This window comes from Pirellulaceae bacterium (assembly GCA_019636385.1).
Taxonomy (GTDB): Bacteria; Planctomycetota; Planctomycetia; order Pirellulales; family Pirellulaceae; genus Aureliella.
Genome location: JAHBXT010000008.1, coordinates 73,313 through 89,167 on the forward strand (window position 1 = coordinate 73,313; position 15,855 = coordinate 89,167).

At 54.3% G+C, this 15,855-nt stretch carries 13 protein-coding genes, 1 tRNA gene and 1 pseudogene; 3 read left to right on the plus strand and 12 right to left on the minus strand.

The features are described 5' to 3' along the window. Positions 1-156 precede the first annotated feature (156 nt). From KF752_20895 to KF752_20925, 7 genes are all read right to left on the minus strand, one after another. Positions 157-1,323, minus strand: a complete 1,167-nt coding sequence (locus KF752_20895; GenBank protein MBX3424022.1) for a cysteine desulfurase — start codon at positions 1,321-1,323, stop codon at positions 157-159. Positions 1,324-1,329: 6 nt separating this feature from the next. Beyond that, positions 1,330-1,926: a phosphoesterase gene (locus KF752_20900; protein MBX3424023.1), complete on the minus strand. Its 597-nt coding sequence runs from the start codon at positions 1,924-1,926 to the stop codon at positions 1,330-1,332. A 21-nt stretch (positions 1,927-1,947) separates the two neighbouring features. After that, positions 1,948-3,003 carry a tRNA preQ1(34) S-adenosylmethionine ribosyltransferase-isomerase QueA gene (queA, locus tag KF752_20905; GenBank protein MBX3424024.1) on the minus strand — a complete coding sequence of 352 codons (1,056 nt, stop codon included), beginning with the start codon at positions 3,001-3,003 and terminating at the stop codon, positions 1,948-1,950. A gap of 106 nt (positions 3,004-3,109) precedes the next feature. Next, positions 3,110-3,715: an ATP-dependent Clp protease proteolytic subunit gene (locus KF752_20910; GenBank protein MBX3424025.1), complete on the minus strand. Its 606-nt coding sequence runs from the start codon at positions 3,713-3,715 to the stop codon at positions 3,110-3,112. Between the two features lie 89 nt (positions 3,716-3,804). Then, positions 3,805-4,431, minus strand: a complete 627-nt coding sequence (locus KF752_20915) for an ATP-dependent Clp protease proteolytic subunit (protein ID MBX3424026.1) — start codon at positions 4,429-4,431, stop codon at positions 3,805-3,807. A gap of 7 nt (positions 4,432-4,438) precedes the next feature. Further along, positions 4,439-5,941, minus strand: coding sequence for a trigger factor (gene tig / locus KF752_20920; protein MBX3424027.1), 1,503 nt, complete (start codon positions 5,939-5,941; stop codon positions 4,439-4,441). A 43-nt stretch (positions 5,942-5,984) separates the two neighbouring features. Beyond that, positions 5,985-6,057, minus strand: a tRNA-Gly gene (locus KF752_20925). Positions 6,058-6,603: 546 nt separating this feature from the next. Between KF752_20925 and KF752_20930 the strand changes: the two genes are divergently transcribed. Both KF752_20930 and dnaB read left to right on the plus strand, forming a co-directional pair. Then, positions 6,604-8,685 carry a TIGR03790 family protein gene (locus KF752_20930; protein MBX3424028.1) on the plus strand — a complete coding sequence of 694 codons (2,082 nt, stop codon included), beginning with the start codon at positions 6,604-6,606 and terminating at the stop codon, positions 8,683-8,685. 159 nt (positions 8,686-8,844) lie between these two features. Further along, complete coding sequence (gene dnaB / locus KF752_20935) at positions 8,845-10,290, plus strand: replicative DNA helicase (protein ID MBX3424029.1); 1,446 nt, start codon at positions 8,845-8,847, stop codon at positions 10,288-10,290. Positions 10,291-10,517: 227 nt separating this feature from the next. Here the strand turns inward: dnaB and KF752_20940 are convergent, their stop codons facing one another. Further along, the gene (locus KF752_20940; GenBank protein ID MBX3424030.1) at positions 10,518-10,688 is read right to left on the minus strand and encodes a hypothetical protein; all 171 of its coding nucleotides are present in this window, start codon (positions 10,686-10,688) and stop codon (positions 10,518-10,520) included. Positions 10,689-11,345: 657 nt separating this feature from the next. On the opposite strand from KF752_20940, the gene KF752_20945 reads away from it, so the two are divergent. Then, positions 11,346-11,915 (plus strand): hypothetical protein, encoded by a 570-nt coding sequence (locus tag KF752_20945; protein ID MBX3424031.1) that lies wholly within the window; start codon positions 11,346-11,348, stop codon positions 11,913-11,915. 1,021 nt (positions 11,916-12,936) lie between these two features. On the opposite strand, the gene KF752_20950 is transcribed toward KF752_20945, so the two are convergent. From KF752_20950 to KF752_20965, 4 genes and pseudogenes are all read right to left on the minus strand, one after another. Then, on the minus strand, positions 12,937-13,566 hold the full coding sequence (locus KF752_20950; GenBank protein ID MBX3424032.1) for a CPBP family intramembrane metalloprotease: 630 nt from the start codon (positions 13,564-13,566) through the stop codon (positions 12,937-12,939). A gap of 511 nt (positions 13,567-14,077) precedes the next feature. Then, positions 14,078-14,448, minus strand: a pseudogene (locus KF752_20955) (GxxExxY protein). Between the two features lie 149 nt (positions 14,449-14,597). Beyond that, positions 14,598-15,005: a hypothetical protein gene (locus KF752_20960; GenBank protein MBX3424033.1), complete on the minus strand. Its 408-nt coding sequence runs from the start codon at positions 15,003-15,005 to the stop codon at positions 14,598-14,600. A 210-nt stretch (positions 15,006-15,215) separates the two neighbouring features. After that, positions 15,216-15,635 carry a hypothetical protein gene (locus tag KF752_20965; protein MBX3424034.1) on the minus strand — a complete coding sequence of 140 codons (420 nt, stop codon included), beginning with the start codon at positions 15,633-15,635 and terminating at the stop codon, positions 15,216-15,218. Positions 15,636-15,855: the final 220 nt, after the last annotated feature.

The following is a 15,855-nucleotide window of genomic DNA, read 5'->3' on the forward strand; positions in this document are numbered from 1 at the left end:
TGTCTAGCCGGCCACTTAATGCTTGCAAAGCCTTTCAGTAGACTCAAAATCTCGGACAAAACTCGTATCGGTGGTACCAGCAGTGGCATTGTCGCTGATGGTCGGAGTAAGCACCGACTCATACACTCAGCAACGCGCCGCAGTGATTTACCTTCCTCACCGCAATTGTTCGAGCTGCTGGACAGCGCCCAATAGCATTTCGGCGGCTTGATCGATTTCCGTGGCGGTGGTAAACCGCCCGAGACCGAATCGTAGACTGCTGCGAGCATGATCTTCGCTGAGCCCGAGTGCGCGCAGTACGTGGCTGGGTTCAGGATTGGCACTGGTACAGGCACTGCCACTACTGATGGCTAGCTCCGGTGCGTGCATCATTAGACTCTGCCCTTCGAGCGGATAGAAACAACAGTTGAGGTTGCCGCTCAAACGCTGCGAGTCGATCAATGGTGGCCCATTGAGTTGCAATTGGGGCATGGCTTGCAACCGCTGGTAAAGCTGATCGCGTAGCTGACCAATGCGACGTTGATCTTCTGACAAACTGGCCAGCGTGCTGCTGAGTGCTACCTGCATACCCACAATTCCAGGCGGATTGAGCGTGCCGGAGCGCAAATTGTGCTGCTGGCCACCGCCCATGATTTGCCCTTGCAGCCGTACCATGCGCTCACGTCGTCGAACGAACAAGCCACCCGCGCCTTTGGGGCCATAAAACTTGTGTGACGAAAAGCTCAGCAGGTCAACATCCAGCCGATCCACGTCAACGGCAATGCGGCCAACGGCTTGCGAAGCGTCGGTGTGCAGATAACAGCCTCGCTTCCGGCAAATTTCTGCAATCTCCGCCATCGGCTGCAGCACACCAATCTCGTTGTTGGCTAGCATGACGCTGACCAGCGCCGTCTGGTCATCCACTGCATCGGCCAATCGCTGAAGATCAATGCGGCCCGGTGTGGAACTCGTCTGGCCATCGACCGGCAGCAGATCCACTTGAAAGCCTTGCTGTGACAGGCGGTGCAGTGGGTCTAAGATGGCTTTGTGTTCGGTGACAACACTCACGATCTTTCGCCTTTTTTGGCGCGGATGCAGCATCACACCTTGCAGCGCTAAATTATTGCTCTCAGTAGCGCCGCTGGTCATCACCAGCTCATCCGCCTGGGCACCGATCAACCTAGCCAGCTCCACTACGGATGACTGTACGATTTCGGCAACCTCGCGCCCGGCCTGGTGCGTTAGGCTGCCGGGATTGGCGAACTGCTGCTGAAATAGGGGCAGCATGGCCTGGAGCGCCAGTGGGTCCAAGGGCGTCGTGGCGTGGTGATCAAGATAGATCATGGCGCATCAGAACAGGTTGACCAAACATAATTGGCTCCAAGTCTCAAAGCGGTCCAGCTCCGATTTTAGATCGCTGACGCATGCAAATCCACTTTCGGTCAAATGACTTTCGCGAGCCCTTGCGTTTGGCGACTGCAATACCAGGCGATGGACAACTCCCAGGTGGACCCGACCTACCGGACTGGTGTCGTCATAAATGAAGCCGACTAGCTCTTCCTGGTAATCTGACTCGATAATCGTCTCTTCGGTCAATTCACGCATCATGCCGCTGCGATACAGGTCTGCACCAGTTGCATCTTCGCGTGAAATATGACCGCCTATGCCTAGGCTGCGCAGAGCGTGCAAACGTTTTTCACCTTGGCCAGAACCGCGCGTGTATTGAAATACGTGTGGCGAACCGTCGATGTGCGTCTGCAAGATGATGTAGGGGATCAACTGCTTGAAGCTCGGATCGTCTTCGACGCTGCTGCGCGGACGGAATTCCATGTAGTCCGGATTCAGCAGCGCTTGAAACGTATCTGGACAGAAGGGCCGAAACCCATAAAACTGGCCCAATAACTGTAAGCGAGTCTCGGGAATAACCAAAACGTGCTCTTCCGACATTCTTGACCCCCCTGGACGACACTAGACGATCAACATGCAATCGCCATAACTGTAGAACCGATAGCGCTGCTGAATGGCTGTATGATAAGCCTCCATCGTCAGTTCATGGCCTGCAAATGCGCAAACCAGCGCCAATAAAGTACTACTGGGCAGGTGAAAATTAGTCATCAGCGCATCGAGAGCGCGGAATTGATAGGGTGGGCGAATCAGGAGATTCGTCTGCCCAGACCAAGCCTGAAACGCTCGTCCGTGAACCTGGGCGGCACTCTCGAGCACCCGGGCTGACGTCGTGCCTACGGCGATGATTCGACCGCCGCTGGATCGGCACTGCTGCAATTTGGCAACTGACTCGGAGCTGAGTTCACCCCATTCGCTATGCATGACATGCTGACTGAGGCGAGCGGCAGCGACCGGACGAAATGTTCCCAGGCCAACATGCAATGTCACCGGAACGGTCTGCACGCCTTGATGCTGCAAGTGGCGAATCAAGTCGGCAGTAAAATGCAACCCGGCGGTTGGAGCTGCGACTGAGCCTGGCTGATCCGCATAGACTGTTTGGTACCGCTGTTGGTCACTATCGACCATTTGACCGTCGCGAATGTAGGGTGGCAGTGGAACTCGACCATAGCGCTCTAAGAATTGCGCAAGTCCAACGTCCGACTCGATAGGACGCACCGCCAAGTGTCCGTGTCCTAAACTCGACAACACGGTCAAAGCGGGCGCCAAACGACCTTCACGGTCTTGCAGCGAAATGGACTCGCCAGCATTCAGATGCCCGCGCGTCTTGCTCAACAGCTCCCAGACTCCCGGTTGATCCTCGCGTAGAAACAAGCCTTCCCAGCGCCCGCCGGTGGCAGTACGAATTCCAACCAGTCGCGCCGGAATGACTTGGGAATTATTGAGCACCAGCGCATCGCCCGGCTGAACCAGTTCGGGCAAATCGCGCACGTAATAATGAGAAATCTGGCCTGATTGTCGTTCGAGCAACATCAGCCGGGCATCAATACGATGCTCGGTGGGATATTGAGCGATCAATTCTCGCGGCAGATGATAGTCGTAGGCCTGGATGTCATCCAAGTCTACATGGCTATCGTGCATGTGCGTCTGCCCCCTGAATTAGATGGCTCAGCTGAAGCCTCGACGCATACCAACGCGAGAAAACTCATCGCTGCGGCGCCGGTACTCAATTGGTTGCGGCGACTGGCCGAGGCATACTTTCTACAACGCGATCGACCAGCCCGTAAGAAACAGCTTCTGCGGACGACATAAAGCGATCGCGATCCGTGTCTCGCTCGATGGCTTCCATGGTCTGACCGGTGTGCTTGATCAGAATCTCATTCAGTTTTTGCTTGATGCGCTTGAACTCTGTTGCGTGAATCAAGATTTCTTCTGCGGTTCCTTGCATGCCAGCCAGCGGTTGGTGAATCATGATACGTGCATTGGGCAAAGCGAACCGCTTCTGCTTGGTACCGGCAGCCAGCAATACAGCGCCCATCGAAGCTGCTTGGCCAATGCAGTACGTGGCTACGTCGCAGGACACAAATTGCATGGTATCGTAGATGGCCATGCCCGCAGACACACTGCCGCCGGGAGAATTGATATACAGGTGAATGTCGCTTTTGGGATCATCCGACTGCAAGAACAACATCTGCGCCACCAGCGCGTTGGCCACTTCATCGTTCACCTGGGTCCCTAAGAAGATGATGCGGTCTTTGAGCAATCGGCTGTAAACGTCGTAGACCCGCTCTTCGCGACCACTTTTCTCGATTACGTAGGGAATACTGGGCATGTCAAAACCTGTCGGTTGAAAATGTCATCAGGACCAAGCACCGAACTGTCGGCAGCTCGCATCTGCCAACCGTGGCACCGCGCAAAAAACTACGAACTACTGCCTTCGGTAGCCTCGACGGGCGGCTTGGTGAGTATTTCGTCAACCAAGCCGTAATCCTTGGCTTGTTGGGCCGTCAAGAAAAAGTCGCGGTCAGAATCATGGGCAATCTGTTCGGAAGTCTTGCCGCAAGATTCGGCCAATATCTCGTTGAGCAGCGAACGGTAGCGTAGGATTTCATTGGCTTGAATCTCGATATCCGAAACTTGGCCCGATACGCCACCAGCCGGCTGGTGAATCATGACTCGCGAATGTGGCAGGCAGAATCGCTTGCCCTTTTGTCCGCCAGCCAACAGTACCGCCGCGCCGCTAGCCGCCTGACCAACGCAGTAGGTAGACACCGGACAGGAGAGAATCTTCATCGTATCTAGAATCGCCAGGGTAGCAATGACGTCACCGCCCGGACTGTTCAAGTAGAAGTGAATATCCTTGCGGCGGTTTTCGCTCTGCAAGTACAACAACTTCATCACCACCTCGTTGGCGTTGCCCGTATAGATCTCTCCCTGCAGGAAAACGATCCGGTTTTCCAACAGCAAATCGCCCAAAGTCAATTGGCGCTGACGTTGATAACTCGTGGCAGCGTACGAGGCCGAGACATGGCCTGCTTGAACATCCAGTGTCAATTTAGTCTTCCTTATCTTTCTCCGGCAGCTTGGCAGCTCCCGGCAATTCAGGCGGAGCGTTATCGTGCTTGGCTTCGGGAATTATCGCGAAATCTCCGGCGATGGTAAAGTCGATATCGCTACTGTCCTTGCCCAGCGACTTAAAGAATTCGGTGTCCTGTTGATCTTGTAACTGGGCTGCCTCAACAACCTTCTCGATGACCATCCGCTCGACAATTTGATTACGGAGAGCATCCATTTGTCCAGATTTCTCCAGACGAGCCCGAATTCGGCGGGGAGTACTATCGCTCTGCTCGGCGATCAGACCAATTTCGCGATCGTAATCCGCCTCAGATGGCTCCAGCTTGAGGTCTTCGGCGATCTTTTCCAAGACAAAGTGTTCTCGAAGGGCGGCGATCGTTGATTCTCGAGCGTTCATTCGAGCCATGTTGACGTAGCCGGTAATGTCGTCTTGGGAAATGCCGCTACGCTGCAACTCCAGGATCATGCGCTGAAGCTCGCGGTTGGTTTGGCTACGAACCAGCGACTCAGGCAATTCCCAGTTGGCACCCGCAGTCAACATTTGCACGATCTGTTTACGCAACGACTGCTGCTGGCGATAACCAAACTGCTGCTGCAACTCGGTACGAACGAAATCTCGCAGTTCGTCGGTACTTTCAAATCCCAACTTATCCAACTCGGCAGGACCAATTTCGTCTACGTTGACCCGTCGAATTTCAACGATCTCAAACTGGGCCTGAACTTCCTTTCCACGCAACTCTTCATTGGCAGCGGAATCGGAAATCTTCAGTGTGGTAGTGAAACTTTCGCCCTCGTGCTTGCCACAGATCAGCTCGTCAAACCCAGCGACCTGAGCATCGCCGAAACACAACCGCTGGCGGACAACAACCTTCTCTTCGTCAAAACTACTAATGTTCCGGCCTTCGTATGAAAACTGACCGTTGAGCGTTACCGAGTCACCGCTTTGACAAGCTCCATCCACAGGCTCGCCAGGCAAGAATCGGGCTAGCGTCCATCTCAAGCGTTCTTCAAGATGGCTCTCGGTGACTTCGCACACTGGTCGCTGCAGCTTGAGACCTTCCCACTGAGGAGTCTCAAAGTCTGGGCGAACCTCGATGCGAAACTGATACACAAAATCGCCTTCTTCAGGCAATTGAACCGCTTCAAAATCAAAGTCCGGCTCGCCGATCGCAGAAAAATAGTCGCCTGATGTTACCTTCTGGAGACTATCCATTACCAGCGAGCTTTTCACCTGCTCGGCGACTTGCTCCTTGAAGCGGCTTTCCACAAGCTTGCGAGGCGCTTTGCCGGCCCGAAAGCCAGGCAACTCGGCCTTAGGAACGATATCATCGTACGAATCGCGACGATAACGTTCGACCTCGGCTCGCGGAACGGTGACCACCACATGACGTTCGCAAGTTGATTTCACCTCGACCTTGACGTCCAGCGTCAACTCGGGCTTTTCGTCGGTGGTTGACTCAACATCAGGATTCGTGGTAGCCATGGCTGGATCACTCCATCAAAACAAATAACGGCAGGCTGGTGAGAGCGGGCGATGGGATTCGAACCCACGACAACAACGTTGGCAACGTTGTGCTCTACCAACTGAGCTACGCCCGCGATTTCGACTTCTGTCTACCCACTGCGGGAGACTTGAGACTTGAGTCGATTTCCAGCCTGCCGTCCAAAATTCGGTATGTCTTAACTACTTGCTGCGGGATACAATCCCTTAGACTTTTAAGCCGCTAGCGATCCAAGCTGAATTTTGGTAATTCCTGCCACTGCCAGGCGCGCTTAATCGGCTTGATTGGTTCAATCCGAACTAACAAATCGAACCGGCCAACGCGAACTCGCAGTTCTACTCGTGCCGCGTCAGTTGTCGAGAATTATAAAGCTCGGCTTTGACTACGCAAGACAGGTTTAGCGTTCTAGTTCGGCTGAAAACGGAGACCAAAATCAGTGAATCGACCTCCATTTACTCAATCTGTACCCTTGAGCCGTCCCCCTGCGAGTTGGCTTTCCCGATCCAGTTGGCGTTTCTTGCTTTTTCATACTACGCCAGTATTAAGATCACTGATTCAGGCCTCAGCGGCACGGCCAAAGGTTGGGCTCTCCGCTGCCGCTTGTCTAGCTTGGCTGGTTTGCCTGGTGTCGGGTGGCTGGTGCATGGCCGGACTGACCTCCTCGGAGGTCGTCGTCGTCGTCAATGGTGGCTCGCTGAACTCGCGGACGCTGGCCAATCATTTTGTCAAACTGCGGGGCATTCCGTCGGCCAACGTCATCGTCTTGAAGGACGTTCCCAATTCCGAGTCCACCACGGCTGAAAAATTTCGTGAGCTGATTCTCAAGCCACTGTTCAGCGAATTGACTCAACGCGGCTTGGACAAACACATTCAGTGCGTCGCCTATTCTGCGGACTTTCCGACGTCGATCGACATCAAGAATGACTTGGGCAAGTTCAACGATTCACGTCAAATATATACCCCGGCTGCCTCGATCAACAGCATGACCTATCTGTACGAACTGAGCCAGACAGCCAATCCCTTGTATGTAACAGCCGACATCAATTTCTATGCGCGGCAGCCGATGGAGCGATATTTTGAGAATCCGGCCGGCGGCGCGATTGAAGATGAATGGAAAGCCATCCAGTCTTCCATTCGCCAGCGAAACCACGAGGAGGCCGCCAAACAGTTAGTAGACTTGGCTCGAAAACTGCCAGCCCAATTCCCGCTGCACTATTTGGCGGCCGCTCAAGCTGCACTCGCCAAGGAGCCGGAAACCGCCATTAAATTGCTCGAATCTGCGATCAATGCGGGCTGGAATTCTCGGGGCTTTCTGAGACGCGATGAACGTTTCGAGTCACTGCGTAACCGTGATGATTATCAACTCCTGGAATTAACCTTGGATGATGACTTAGGCAAATGGCAGCCGACCGCCGGCTTTAATCAGCGCGTCTTCTGGGCACCCAACGGCGTCATGCTTCTGCCCAATGCCGAAGGAAAAGCTCCTGGTATGCGGTATTTAATGAGCATTGTCTTGGGTGTTACCCGAGGCAGCGGCAACACGCTGACCGAAGCCATCGCGGCCCTGAAACGCTCCGCAGCAGCCGACTTCACTCATCCCGAAGGTACCTTTTACTTCTGCTCGACAGATAACGTTCGCTCAACTACCCGCGCGCCACTGTTTGCCGACGCGGTCGAGGAGCTGAAAAAGCTAGGCTTCGACGCCGAGGTGGTCCGCACCCCGCTGCCCTTGAAGAAGAAGTCGATGCTGGGAGCACAATTTGGTGAAGCCGTGTTTGACTGGGCTAAATACGGAAGCACGTTAGTTCCGGGTGCAATCGCCGATAATTTGACCAGTTTTGGCGGAGCGCTGACTCACCCCAGCCAAACCAAACTAACCGAACTGATCAAAGTCGGAGCTGCCGGCAGTTGCGGTACCGTGATCGAACCTTATGCCTTGGCGTTCAAGTTCCCAACCCCATATCTGTATGTCCACTATGCACAAGGCGCCTCGCTGGTTGAGGCATTTTACCAAAGCGTCAGCGGTCCGTATCAATTGCTGATCGTGGGAGACCCTCTATGCCAACCTTTTTCCAATGCCCCGCAGGCATCGTTGGACAGCAGCCTGCGAATTTTGGAAAGTCCGGGTTCCGTTCAAATCCAACCCGATCTAAGCGGCCCGACGTACGATGACTGGCTGCAACTGCCTGCCCCCCCTGCAAAGCGGACTGCTGCCCTGGCCCCATCCCGCCTTGCGTTCCAAGTCGATGGCTCGGCCCCCACAGCCGCAACAGCACAGCCGAGCTACAACTTGGATATGCGAGACTTCTCGCCTGGATACCACGAAATCCATGTCATGCAAATTGCCGAAGACCCTCTCAATCAGCGGTCCAGTCAGATGTTGCCTGTTTGGATCGGGCCCGTTGATCAGGTCAGTCTGAGTGTCGCTGCCCCAAGTTCCGCTTCACAAGGCGATAAACCATTGGCTTCAGACAAGCCGACCGCCTCTTTGCGCTCCGGTCCGATCCAGCTAACGGTGCAAGCGCCAGAGCAATCTAGTCAAGTCACGGTTTGGCACCATTGGGAACAGCTAGTCAGCCTGGAAAATCCCAGCGGTACACGCCATGAGTTATCAGTCGATCCCGCCAAGTTAGGTATGGGACCGGTTCGATTGCAAGCCAAAGCGCAGACTGCGGAAGGAAAATGGATTGCCAGTATGCCGGTGTGGGTCGAAGTGACACCCTAACCGTCACTCTTGGCCAGAGACCGACCCATACATTGTGGTGCGCTGGGGAGAGACCTCAAAATCCAGTTGGCATCTCGGCTATCGCGCAATCGGTCGTTAGAATCTGACATGATCGACGGATATTGAAGTCAGCCGCGCTTTTTAGGAGCTTCTCACGCGATGGCAACAACGGATTCTCGCAAGCAGAAGTGGCGCGATGGCTCGCAGCGCCGCGATCAACCCATTCTGGACCGTCAGCCGCCGTGCGATCTGCAAGCGGAAAAGGCGGTGCTGGGCAGTATCTTGCTGATGCCCGACGTGTGTGACGAGTTGGCCTTGCTGCTGCGCGCGGATGATTTCTACGACGACGCCCATCGCAAGCTGTACCACCACATGATGGCGATGGTCGAACAGCAGCAGCGTCTAGACATTACGCTGCTGGTCAATCGACTCAAGACCGAAGATGTTTATGAAGCCGTGGGTGGTAGCGCGTATTTGGCCGAACTGGCCAATAGCGTGGCCAATGCAGCTCATGCGATCTACTACGCTGAAATTGTTAGTCAAAAATCGACGCTGCGAGGCTTGATCGACGTCAGTACAGAAATCCTACGCGAAGCCTATGACGCTACCGCCGATCACAAGGGATTGCTGGAAAAAGCAGAACTTCAGGTATTGAACATTCGCCAGGACGGCAACAAGCGGTCCGCTCCCAGCATCGGCGAACTACTGACGGTGGCCATGGAGCGCATCGATGCCCGCATGAAAGGCGACGCAGCCTCGGGCAGCATCGACACACACTTTGTCGGATACGACCATCTTTGCGGCGGTTTTCATCATGGCGAACTGATTATCTTGGCTGCCCGCCCCAGTATGGGAAAGACGGCCTTGGCACTGAACATGGCGGAAAATGTCGCACTCATCGGACGTCAACCGGTCCTGTTCGTCAGCTTAGAAATGTCCGGTGTTGAATTGGCTGACCGCATGCTGTGCAGCGTTGCGCGCGTCAACGGAAATAAACTTCGCACCGGCACCATTAGCCACGAAGACCGCCAGCGACTGGTTCGCAAGGCCATGGAAATCAGCAATGCACCGCTGTTCGTCGACGATACGCCCAGCCGAACCGTCAGCGAAGTTGCCGCCGTGGCTCGCCGCATCAAGCAGCAACAAAAGTCTTTGGGACTGATCGTGATCGACTATTTGCAATTGATCGAACCAGATAATCCCAAGGACCCGCGGCAGGAACAAGTCGCCAAAATCGCAAGACGACTCAAGGGCCTCGCCCGACAACTCAAAGTGCCGCTGCTGTGCCTATCGCAATTGAACCGACAATCCGAAGAAGGGAAAGACCATCGCCCCAAACTGAGCCAACTGCGTGAGTCAGGTGCCATCGAGCAGGACGCTGACGTGGTAATGTTCGTCCACCGCGAAGAATACTACCATCGTGGCGACGAAGCGTTGCCGTATGCTGGACAAGCCGAGCTGATTATCTCCAAACAGCGTAACGGCCCCATCGGCGAGGTTGAATTGACGTGGGAAAAGGACTTCACACGCTTCAGCGATCGGGCTCCAGATCGCCACACCGAATTCGACAACTACGCCACCTTCGAATCGCCAGGCGGATACTGACCGACCTGCGTTCCAATCTGGTTTTCGCTGCTGATTGATGTTGCCACCCTCGCCAGGCGGTAGTTTTTTTAGCTACCGTCGCCAGAGGGTAGAGGGTGGTGGCTGACGTTACTAGGCCCCTCATTCATGGACAAGACTGGCCATGGGAAACACTGGCCGGAAGTGTCAGGTAGGCAAAGTGCCAGGTTGGCAACTTGTCCGACAAGCGCAGCCAACAGACCGGCGGATTACTTAACCAGACCGCGATCGGAAATAATCACAGCCGCGCCAGGGGTTAGCTTTCGCAGCTTTTCGACGACCACCGAGTTATCACCCTTCTTTACGCGTGACAGCAGTTTAGCCACCTTCTGCTTGCGATGACGACGACGACGAAGTTCTCGAGTTCTTTCTGTTCCCATAAATTCCCTGCAAAAATTCCAAAATAGCTTCGACGAACAAATTTGACTTGATGCACCAGCCCGCCGCATTCTGATTCGAGTAAACTCCTGGACATGCTGTTGAATCCGACTCAGTCCATGCGGCGTTGCTGTTGTGGTAGCGTAGTAATCAACGCGTATTCCGTCAATGTCCCGCTCGAAGGCTGCTAACCGCAATCTCCTTCACAGAGTTAGGCCCGCAACCGTCCAGCGTGGCGGTGGTAGAATTGTCCCGCACTAGCCTGGATGCCGCGACGTTCCCCTGAATCCCAAAGAAACCGGTAAATCGTTCGTTTATTAGGCAGTTATAGCATTCTGCTCAATTTGATATCAACCCTACAGTTGACACATGTCAACAACCGATCATAGGATTGCGATCGGATATGCCATGCCTGATCGCCCACGCCATCCCGACAAGCACATCGAGCAAACGCTCCAAATACGCTGAGTCGCGAGGCTGGAAAGTCAGGAAATCCCCAGGCGGATCGGCCCATTGTTGGGGAACAATCTTCTGCCCCAGGCGTAGTAGGGATGGGTGCAAGGCCTCGGTTTTCTGTACTCCCAAGAGTCCTCAAAACCATGCGCGGCACCTTTGTAGCGAAGTAGATGCTTGCGAGTGCAGCCCAGATGAGACGACAAATGACTGAATTTGATTTCACCCTGATCCTGTCAGGTCTCACTGATTTTGATGACGCAATCGTAGATCGGCTTGTCGAAGCCGGTTGTAGCGACGCTACGATTGCACGACGCTACGGCAGGGTTTACATCACTTTCAGCCGCGAAGCCAATTCTTTGGTCGAAGCGGTTGTCAGCGCCATCGGCGACGTCAAGCGTGCCAATGTTGGCGCCAGCGTCATGCGTATTGACTCATGCAATTTGGTGACTCCAGCGGAGATCGGTCGACGGCTTGGTCGTAGTCGCCAGGCGATCGACCAATACATCACCGGCAGTCGCGGACCAGGCGGTTTTCCTGCTCCAGCCTGCAACATTACCGACGGTGCACCATTGTACTATTGGTGCGAGGTCGCCTATTGGGCAGTACGAAACAATCTTCTTAGCCAACAGGCTAACAAGGAAGCCCAAGAACTGGCAACGCTGAATACGATTCTGGAGCTCGAACACCAAAAACAGATCGCACCTGAAATTACGGACGCCCTGCTTAAGAAGTTTCAGGTGTGTGATCCGAGCGCAGTAACGACGACCTGCTAATCCTCAGGCCGCCTGATTTTCCGTGGAAACATCAGCAGGTCTCAGCAGGCGGCGATCTCCCTGGGAACACTACACTCCGGTTGGGGGATATCCCCGGGGACACTGCACTCCGGTGGCTGGCTTGTGCAGCTTGTGTTCCCACCAAGAATCCAAAGCCCTGGCCATACGACGACTCGCGGCCCGAACCGGAGGTCGATGGCGCCGGCTCCGTAACCGCCATTGATGACTGCCCAGACATTGCCGACGGTGAAGGCAGCGTCATAGTCGGTCGGTTCATTACACATCAAGCCGACGATCTAGCCCGCGTCACGGTCGCTCGCCTACCACTCACCGTCGAGGAAATTATCAGCCGCAACGCGCTAGCGTCCGGTTCTCTTGATTTACGTGCCGACCTCGACCAGCTCGCCCGCCGTGGTCTGGTCGATATTGAAGCGCTCGACGGCACCGAGCCACAAAGGGGAGTGGGACTATCAGCGGCGCGCAGAGGTGTAGTGCGTGATAGGCCATACGGGTACCTAGCTGGAAGGGCGTGACGCCTCATTCTTTGATCGGCATTCTCAACTCTTACAGAATTCCCCCCCCTGCCATTTTGCTGTGTTCCCGGAGAATCTTCCCTGTGTCCCCGGAGAATCTTCCCGGCGGTTCGTTGAATCAATCGAGTCAGCATCGACACAATCCGTTTCAAATCAGTTTTACCTCGGCAATATTTAATGGAATCGATTGTGCCGTGCGAAGCCATTGATCGCAAGCCTGTCGATTCGCCCCGCCAAGCGAATTCGCGATCTGAAAGGAGAATGCTACGTACTCAATCGAGAGATTCGATAGACGTCCCGTCGTTGCTGGTCGAAGGTGGGTTCAGCCATCAGGCTGCTTTCGAGTACGAGTACAACTGTCCTGACGAACACTCGTGTTGACCTGGCGGGCGACAAACACGCCGAGTAGCCATGCAAAATCAGCTTCGCGTGCTCCGGTCAAATACGCTGTTGTGCCGCCGTGCGCGGCACAGCGACAAACGGTAAACTTAAAAATACGCTCCAAAGTAACTCGCCATGAGCATGACGACGTGCGTTAGTGCGTGAGCCAGCATCGCTGACTCAAGCCCTTTCTTCCAGTAGAGATAACCTGCAATCAAACCGAAAGCTGAATTGCCGATGATAACAAACACGGTCAAAGCAGGCGTGGGTTCGGGAAACAACATCAAAGCGACGGGCAGATGACCGATACCGAATACCAGCGATGAAATCAGAATCGCGCTGACAACAAAAGCGGGCTTCGGTCTGTCTTGTCCTTGTTGCAGGAGTCGCCACATCGCCCACACGAGCAATGTCATCAACCCCCAACGCAGCAGTAATTCTTCAACGATGCCGCCGTATAGCAGGCGTGTCGGGAGCGGGAGCAATTTGCCAAACTCCCCGATTCGCGCTACAGCTTCGGGCGACAAAAACGGTTTCGCCACCGCAGCGATTAAAACGATGGCAACGCCGCCCGCCAAACCGCCAACGATGCCCGGAATGATTTGCGGCTTGAAGGCTGATACCGAATCGCCGCCACTCGCCACCGCTTCCGCCACTGGCGACGACAAACCGACTTTTGAAGCAAGACCAACTCCGATCAGAACGGTAACTGACAAAATAATCGCCTGTTGAATCAAGCTCAAAAGTTTCAACACCGGAATCGGCGGAATCTCTGTTCCCGCCGGAATCTGCGAAATTGCTAATAGCCCTTCCAAGTCAACCAGTAAAAACGAGAGAATTCCCGCCAAGCCTGCGAACCATAAAATGACAAACAGTCGAGTTTTGAAGCGCATAATAAAAACTAGCTGATGCTAAATTTAGGCCGTATAACGTCAAAAACCACGGGGTTGCGGCCGAACGATTGACCATCAAAAGACTCGCAGCCCGCGACTCCCGTGCATTTTATTGTGCATAGTTTCACCACCACTAACTGATCCCAGACAAGCTGATGACCATCCGAAAAGTAGCCTAAGTTCGCGCCTCCGTGGTCCAAGAATTGGGGACCACTTCACTCACCCTTGACGAGACGCACTGTTGGCCGACTTTTTTGCATCCCATGGTTCGCCGCCTTTCCCCGCAGCCTCGAACTGCCGGGAAGGTTTGCAATCGAAGATCCTAACACGAAGGACACCAAGAGCACGAAGCAAATCAGAGCACAAAACGCTTGATGCCCGCTTTAAGTTTGGTGACATTAAAGTTCATCAGCAGTCCGATCTCTATTTCCGCCAATGTCATATAGGCCAACAATTGGGCCTCATGAATGCCCAACAGTTTCTCTACGCTCTTCAACTCGATAATAAGCTGGTTCTCAACCAGGACGTCAATGCGCTATCCACAGTCGAGCATAACGTCTTTGTATCGCACCGGCTGTGCAAGTTGAAGCTGACAGGCAATTTTTGTCGACTCAATTCATGAGCCAGGCATTGTTCGTAGGCGGACTCGAGCAATTCCAGCCCTAGGTGTCGATGAACCTCAATAGCGCAACCTATTAAGCGGTTGGATAAATCGTCGAATTCCATCTTCATGCTCTTCGTGTCCTTCGTGGTGCCTATCATTTCTCGGCCTGTCGATCACATCAAAAGTGGCGAACGGGGGCCGTAACTGGGCGGCCGCCAAAGAGCTCGGCATTCAGGAAAGTCGCTTTCGGCCGCTCCGGTTCACGGCATGGTTAATTGGCTCCGTCTCGGTCTGAGCGCCAAATCTCGTCGTCCAATTCCCATCCACCTTCCACCCAAGACTCACGATCGAATGCGCCAGGATCGGCAGGGAATACTCTTGATCGTTCGCCCCAACGCCGCACGTCAATATTGTGGCTGCTTGCGGCCATCATTACCAACGCCTCGATTTCTCCGTTTGACCTAAACGAAGGGCCGGCAGCAGCGAAAGAACCCACGAGCACGTAAAGACAATGAACGAAAAAGTCGGCCTGTGGGCATGCCTCATCGGCCAGGCGGAATATCAAATCTGCATTTTCGCTAATTGCGACGCTCATGTCCCATTCTTCATCGGGCCAGCCAGCGATCGGATCACGTCCCCAATCACGTATCTCTTCGTGTGTGGGATTCCACGAATCCATGTGTGTTCTTTTGCCAATTAACGTTGGCGGTAACCCAGCCGCCGCGAGTGACTCTGATATTTGAAAACGCGCCGTCGGCGGCTCGGCGTGAAACGCTTGGTTCGCCTGGTCCTTCGTGAGTGGATCACCCAATACGATTGAATGTAAGACATCGGTTAGTGCTAAGTGCCATGCATGACCGAAAGTCGGTCGACACACATCACGCGATTATTATTGGTCAGGAGGGTCATTGTCTGTCGATTCGTTCATGATCCATCTGATAGGGTACAGCAACGCGGTTACGATGACAAGAATTACGATACCGATTACGCCGGGCATCACGACGATTGGCCCAAGTGAGTCACCGCGAATCGAAAGGGCGATGCCTGCAATAAGCGACGACACGCCAACAAGTGCCAAGGCGATTACGGATCGCGGTGCGAGAGAGTTCGTCCATAGAGCCAAAGAAATGAGGATGGCCAGCGTGAGCCACTGAAGGAGCGCACCGACGACGCCGATCGGTGTTTCACCAATCAGGTCGCGGGCAACATCGATATGGCGTTTTGGCTTTAGCACATGCGTAGATCCGACGGCGGAAAAAGAATTCTGAAGGCGAACGGCAGGGTTCAGCGGGCGGGCGTGATTCAGCAACTATTGCGAAAACGCTCGTTCGCCCGCTCCGTCTGAAGCCCTTTGTTCGTCGCAATTTGCAATTTACATTTGAGGGTCGCCTACCACCAGAATCCCACCCCTTTCAAGGTGTTAGTTCTGTTGAGCAAGCAGTCGAGCGGTACTGACATGGGGCTGAGTGCCTTGGCGTTTGGGGGTAGGTTTCTTTGGTCCCCGTCGATGCTTCTGATACCGACGCAGT

Excerpts from the sequence above, each read along its gene's own strand:
- KF752_20895 (MBX3424022.1), bottom strand. The coding sequence starts at position 1,323 with ATGATCTATCTTGATCACCACGCCACGACGCCCTTGGACCCACTGGCG.
- KF752_20900 (MBX3424023.1), bottom strand. The coding sequence starts at position 1,926 with ATGTCGGAAGAGCACGTTTTGGTTATTCCCGAGACTCGCTTACAGTTA.
- KF752_20910 (MBX3424025.1), bottom strand. The coding sequence starts at position 3,715 with ATGCCCAGTATTCCCTACGTAATCGAGAAAAGTGGTCGCGAAGAGCGG.
- tig (MBX3424027.1), bottom strand. The coding sequence starts at position 5,941 with ATGGCTACCACGAATCCTGATGTTGAGTCAACCACCGACGAAAAGCCC.
- KF752_20930 (MBX3424028.1), top strand. The coding sequence starts at position 6,604 with ATGGCCGGACTGACCTCCTCGGAGGTCGTCGTCGTCGTCAATGGTGGC.
- dnaB (MBX3424029.1), top strand. The coding sequence starts at position 8,845 with ATGGCAACAACGGATTCTCGCAAGCAGAAGTGGCGCGATGGCTCGCAG.
- KF752_20940 (MBX3424030.1), bottom strand. The coding sequence starts at position 10,688 with ATGGGAACAGAAAGAACTCGAGAACTTCGTCGTCGTCGTCATCGCAAG.
- KF752_20945 (MBX3424031.1), top strand. The coding sequence starts at position 11,346 with ATGACTGAATTTGATTTCACCCTGATCCTGTCAGGTCTCACTGATTTT.
- KF752_20960 (MBX3424033.1), bottom strand. The coding sequence starts at position 15,005 with ATGGATTCGTGGAATCCCACACACGAAGAGATACGTGATTGGGGACGT.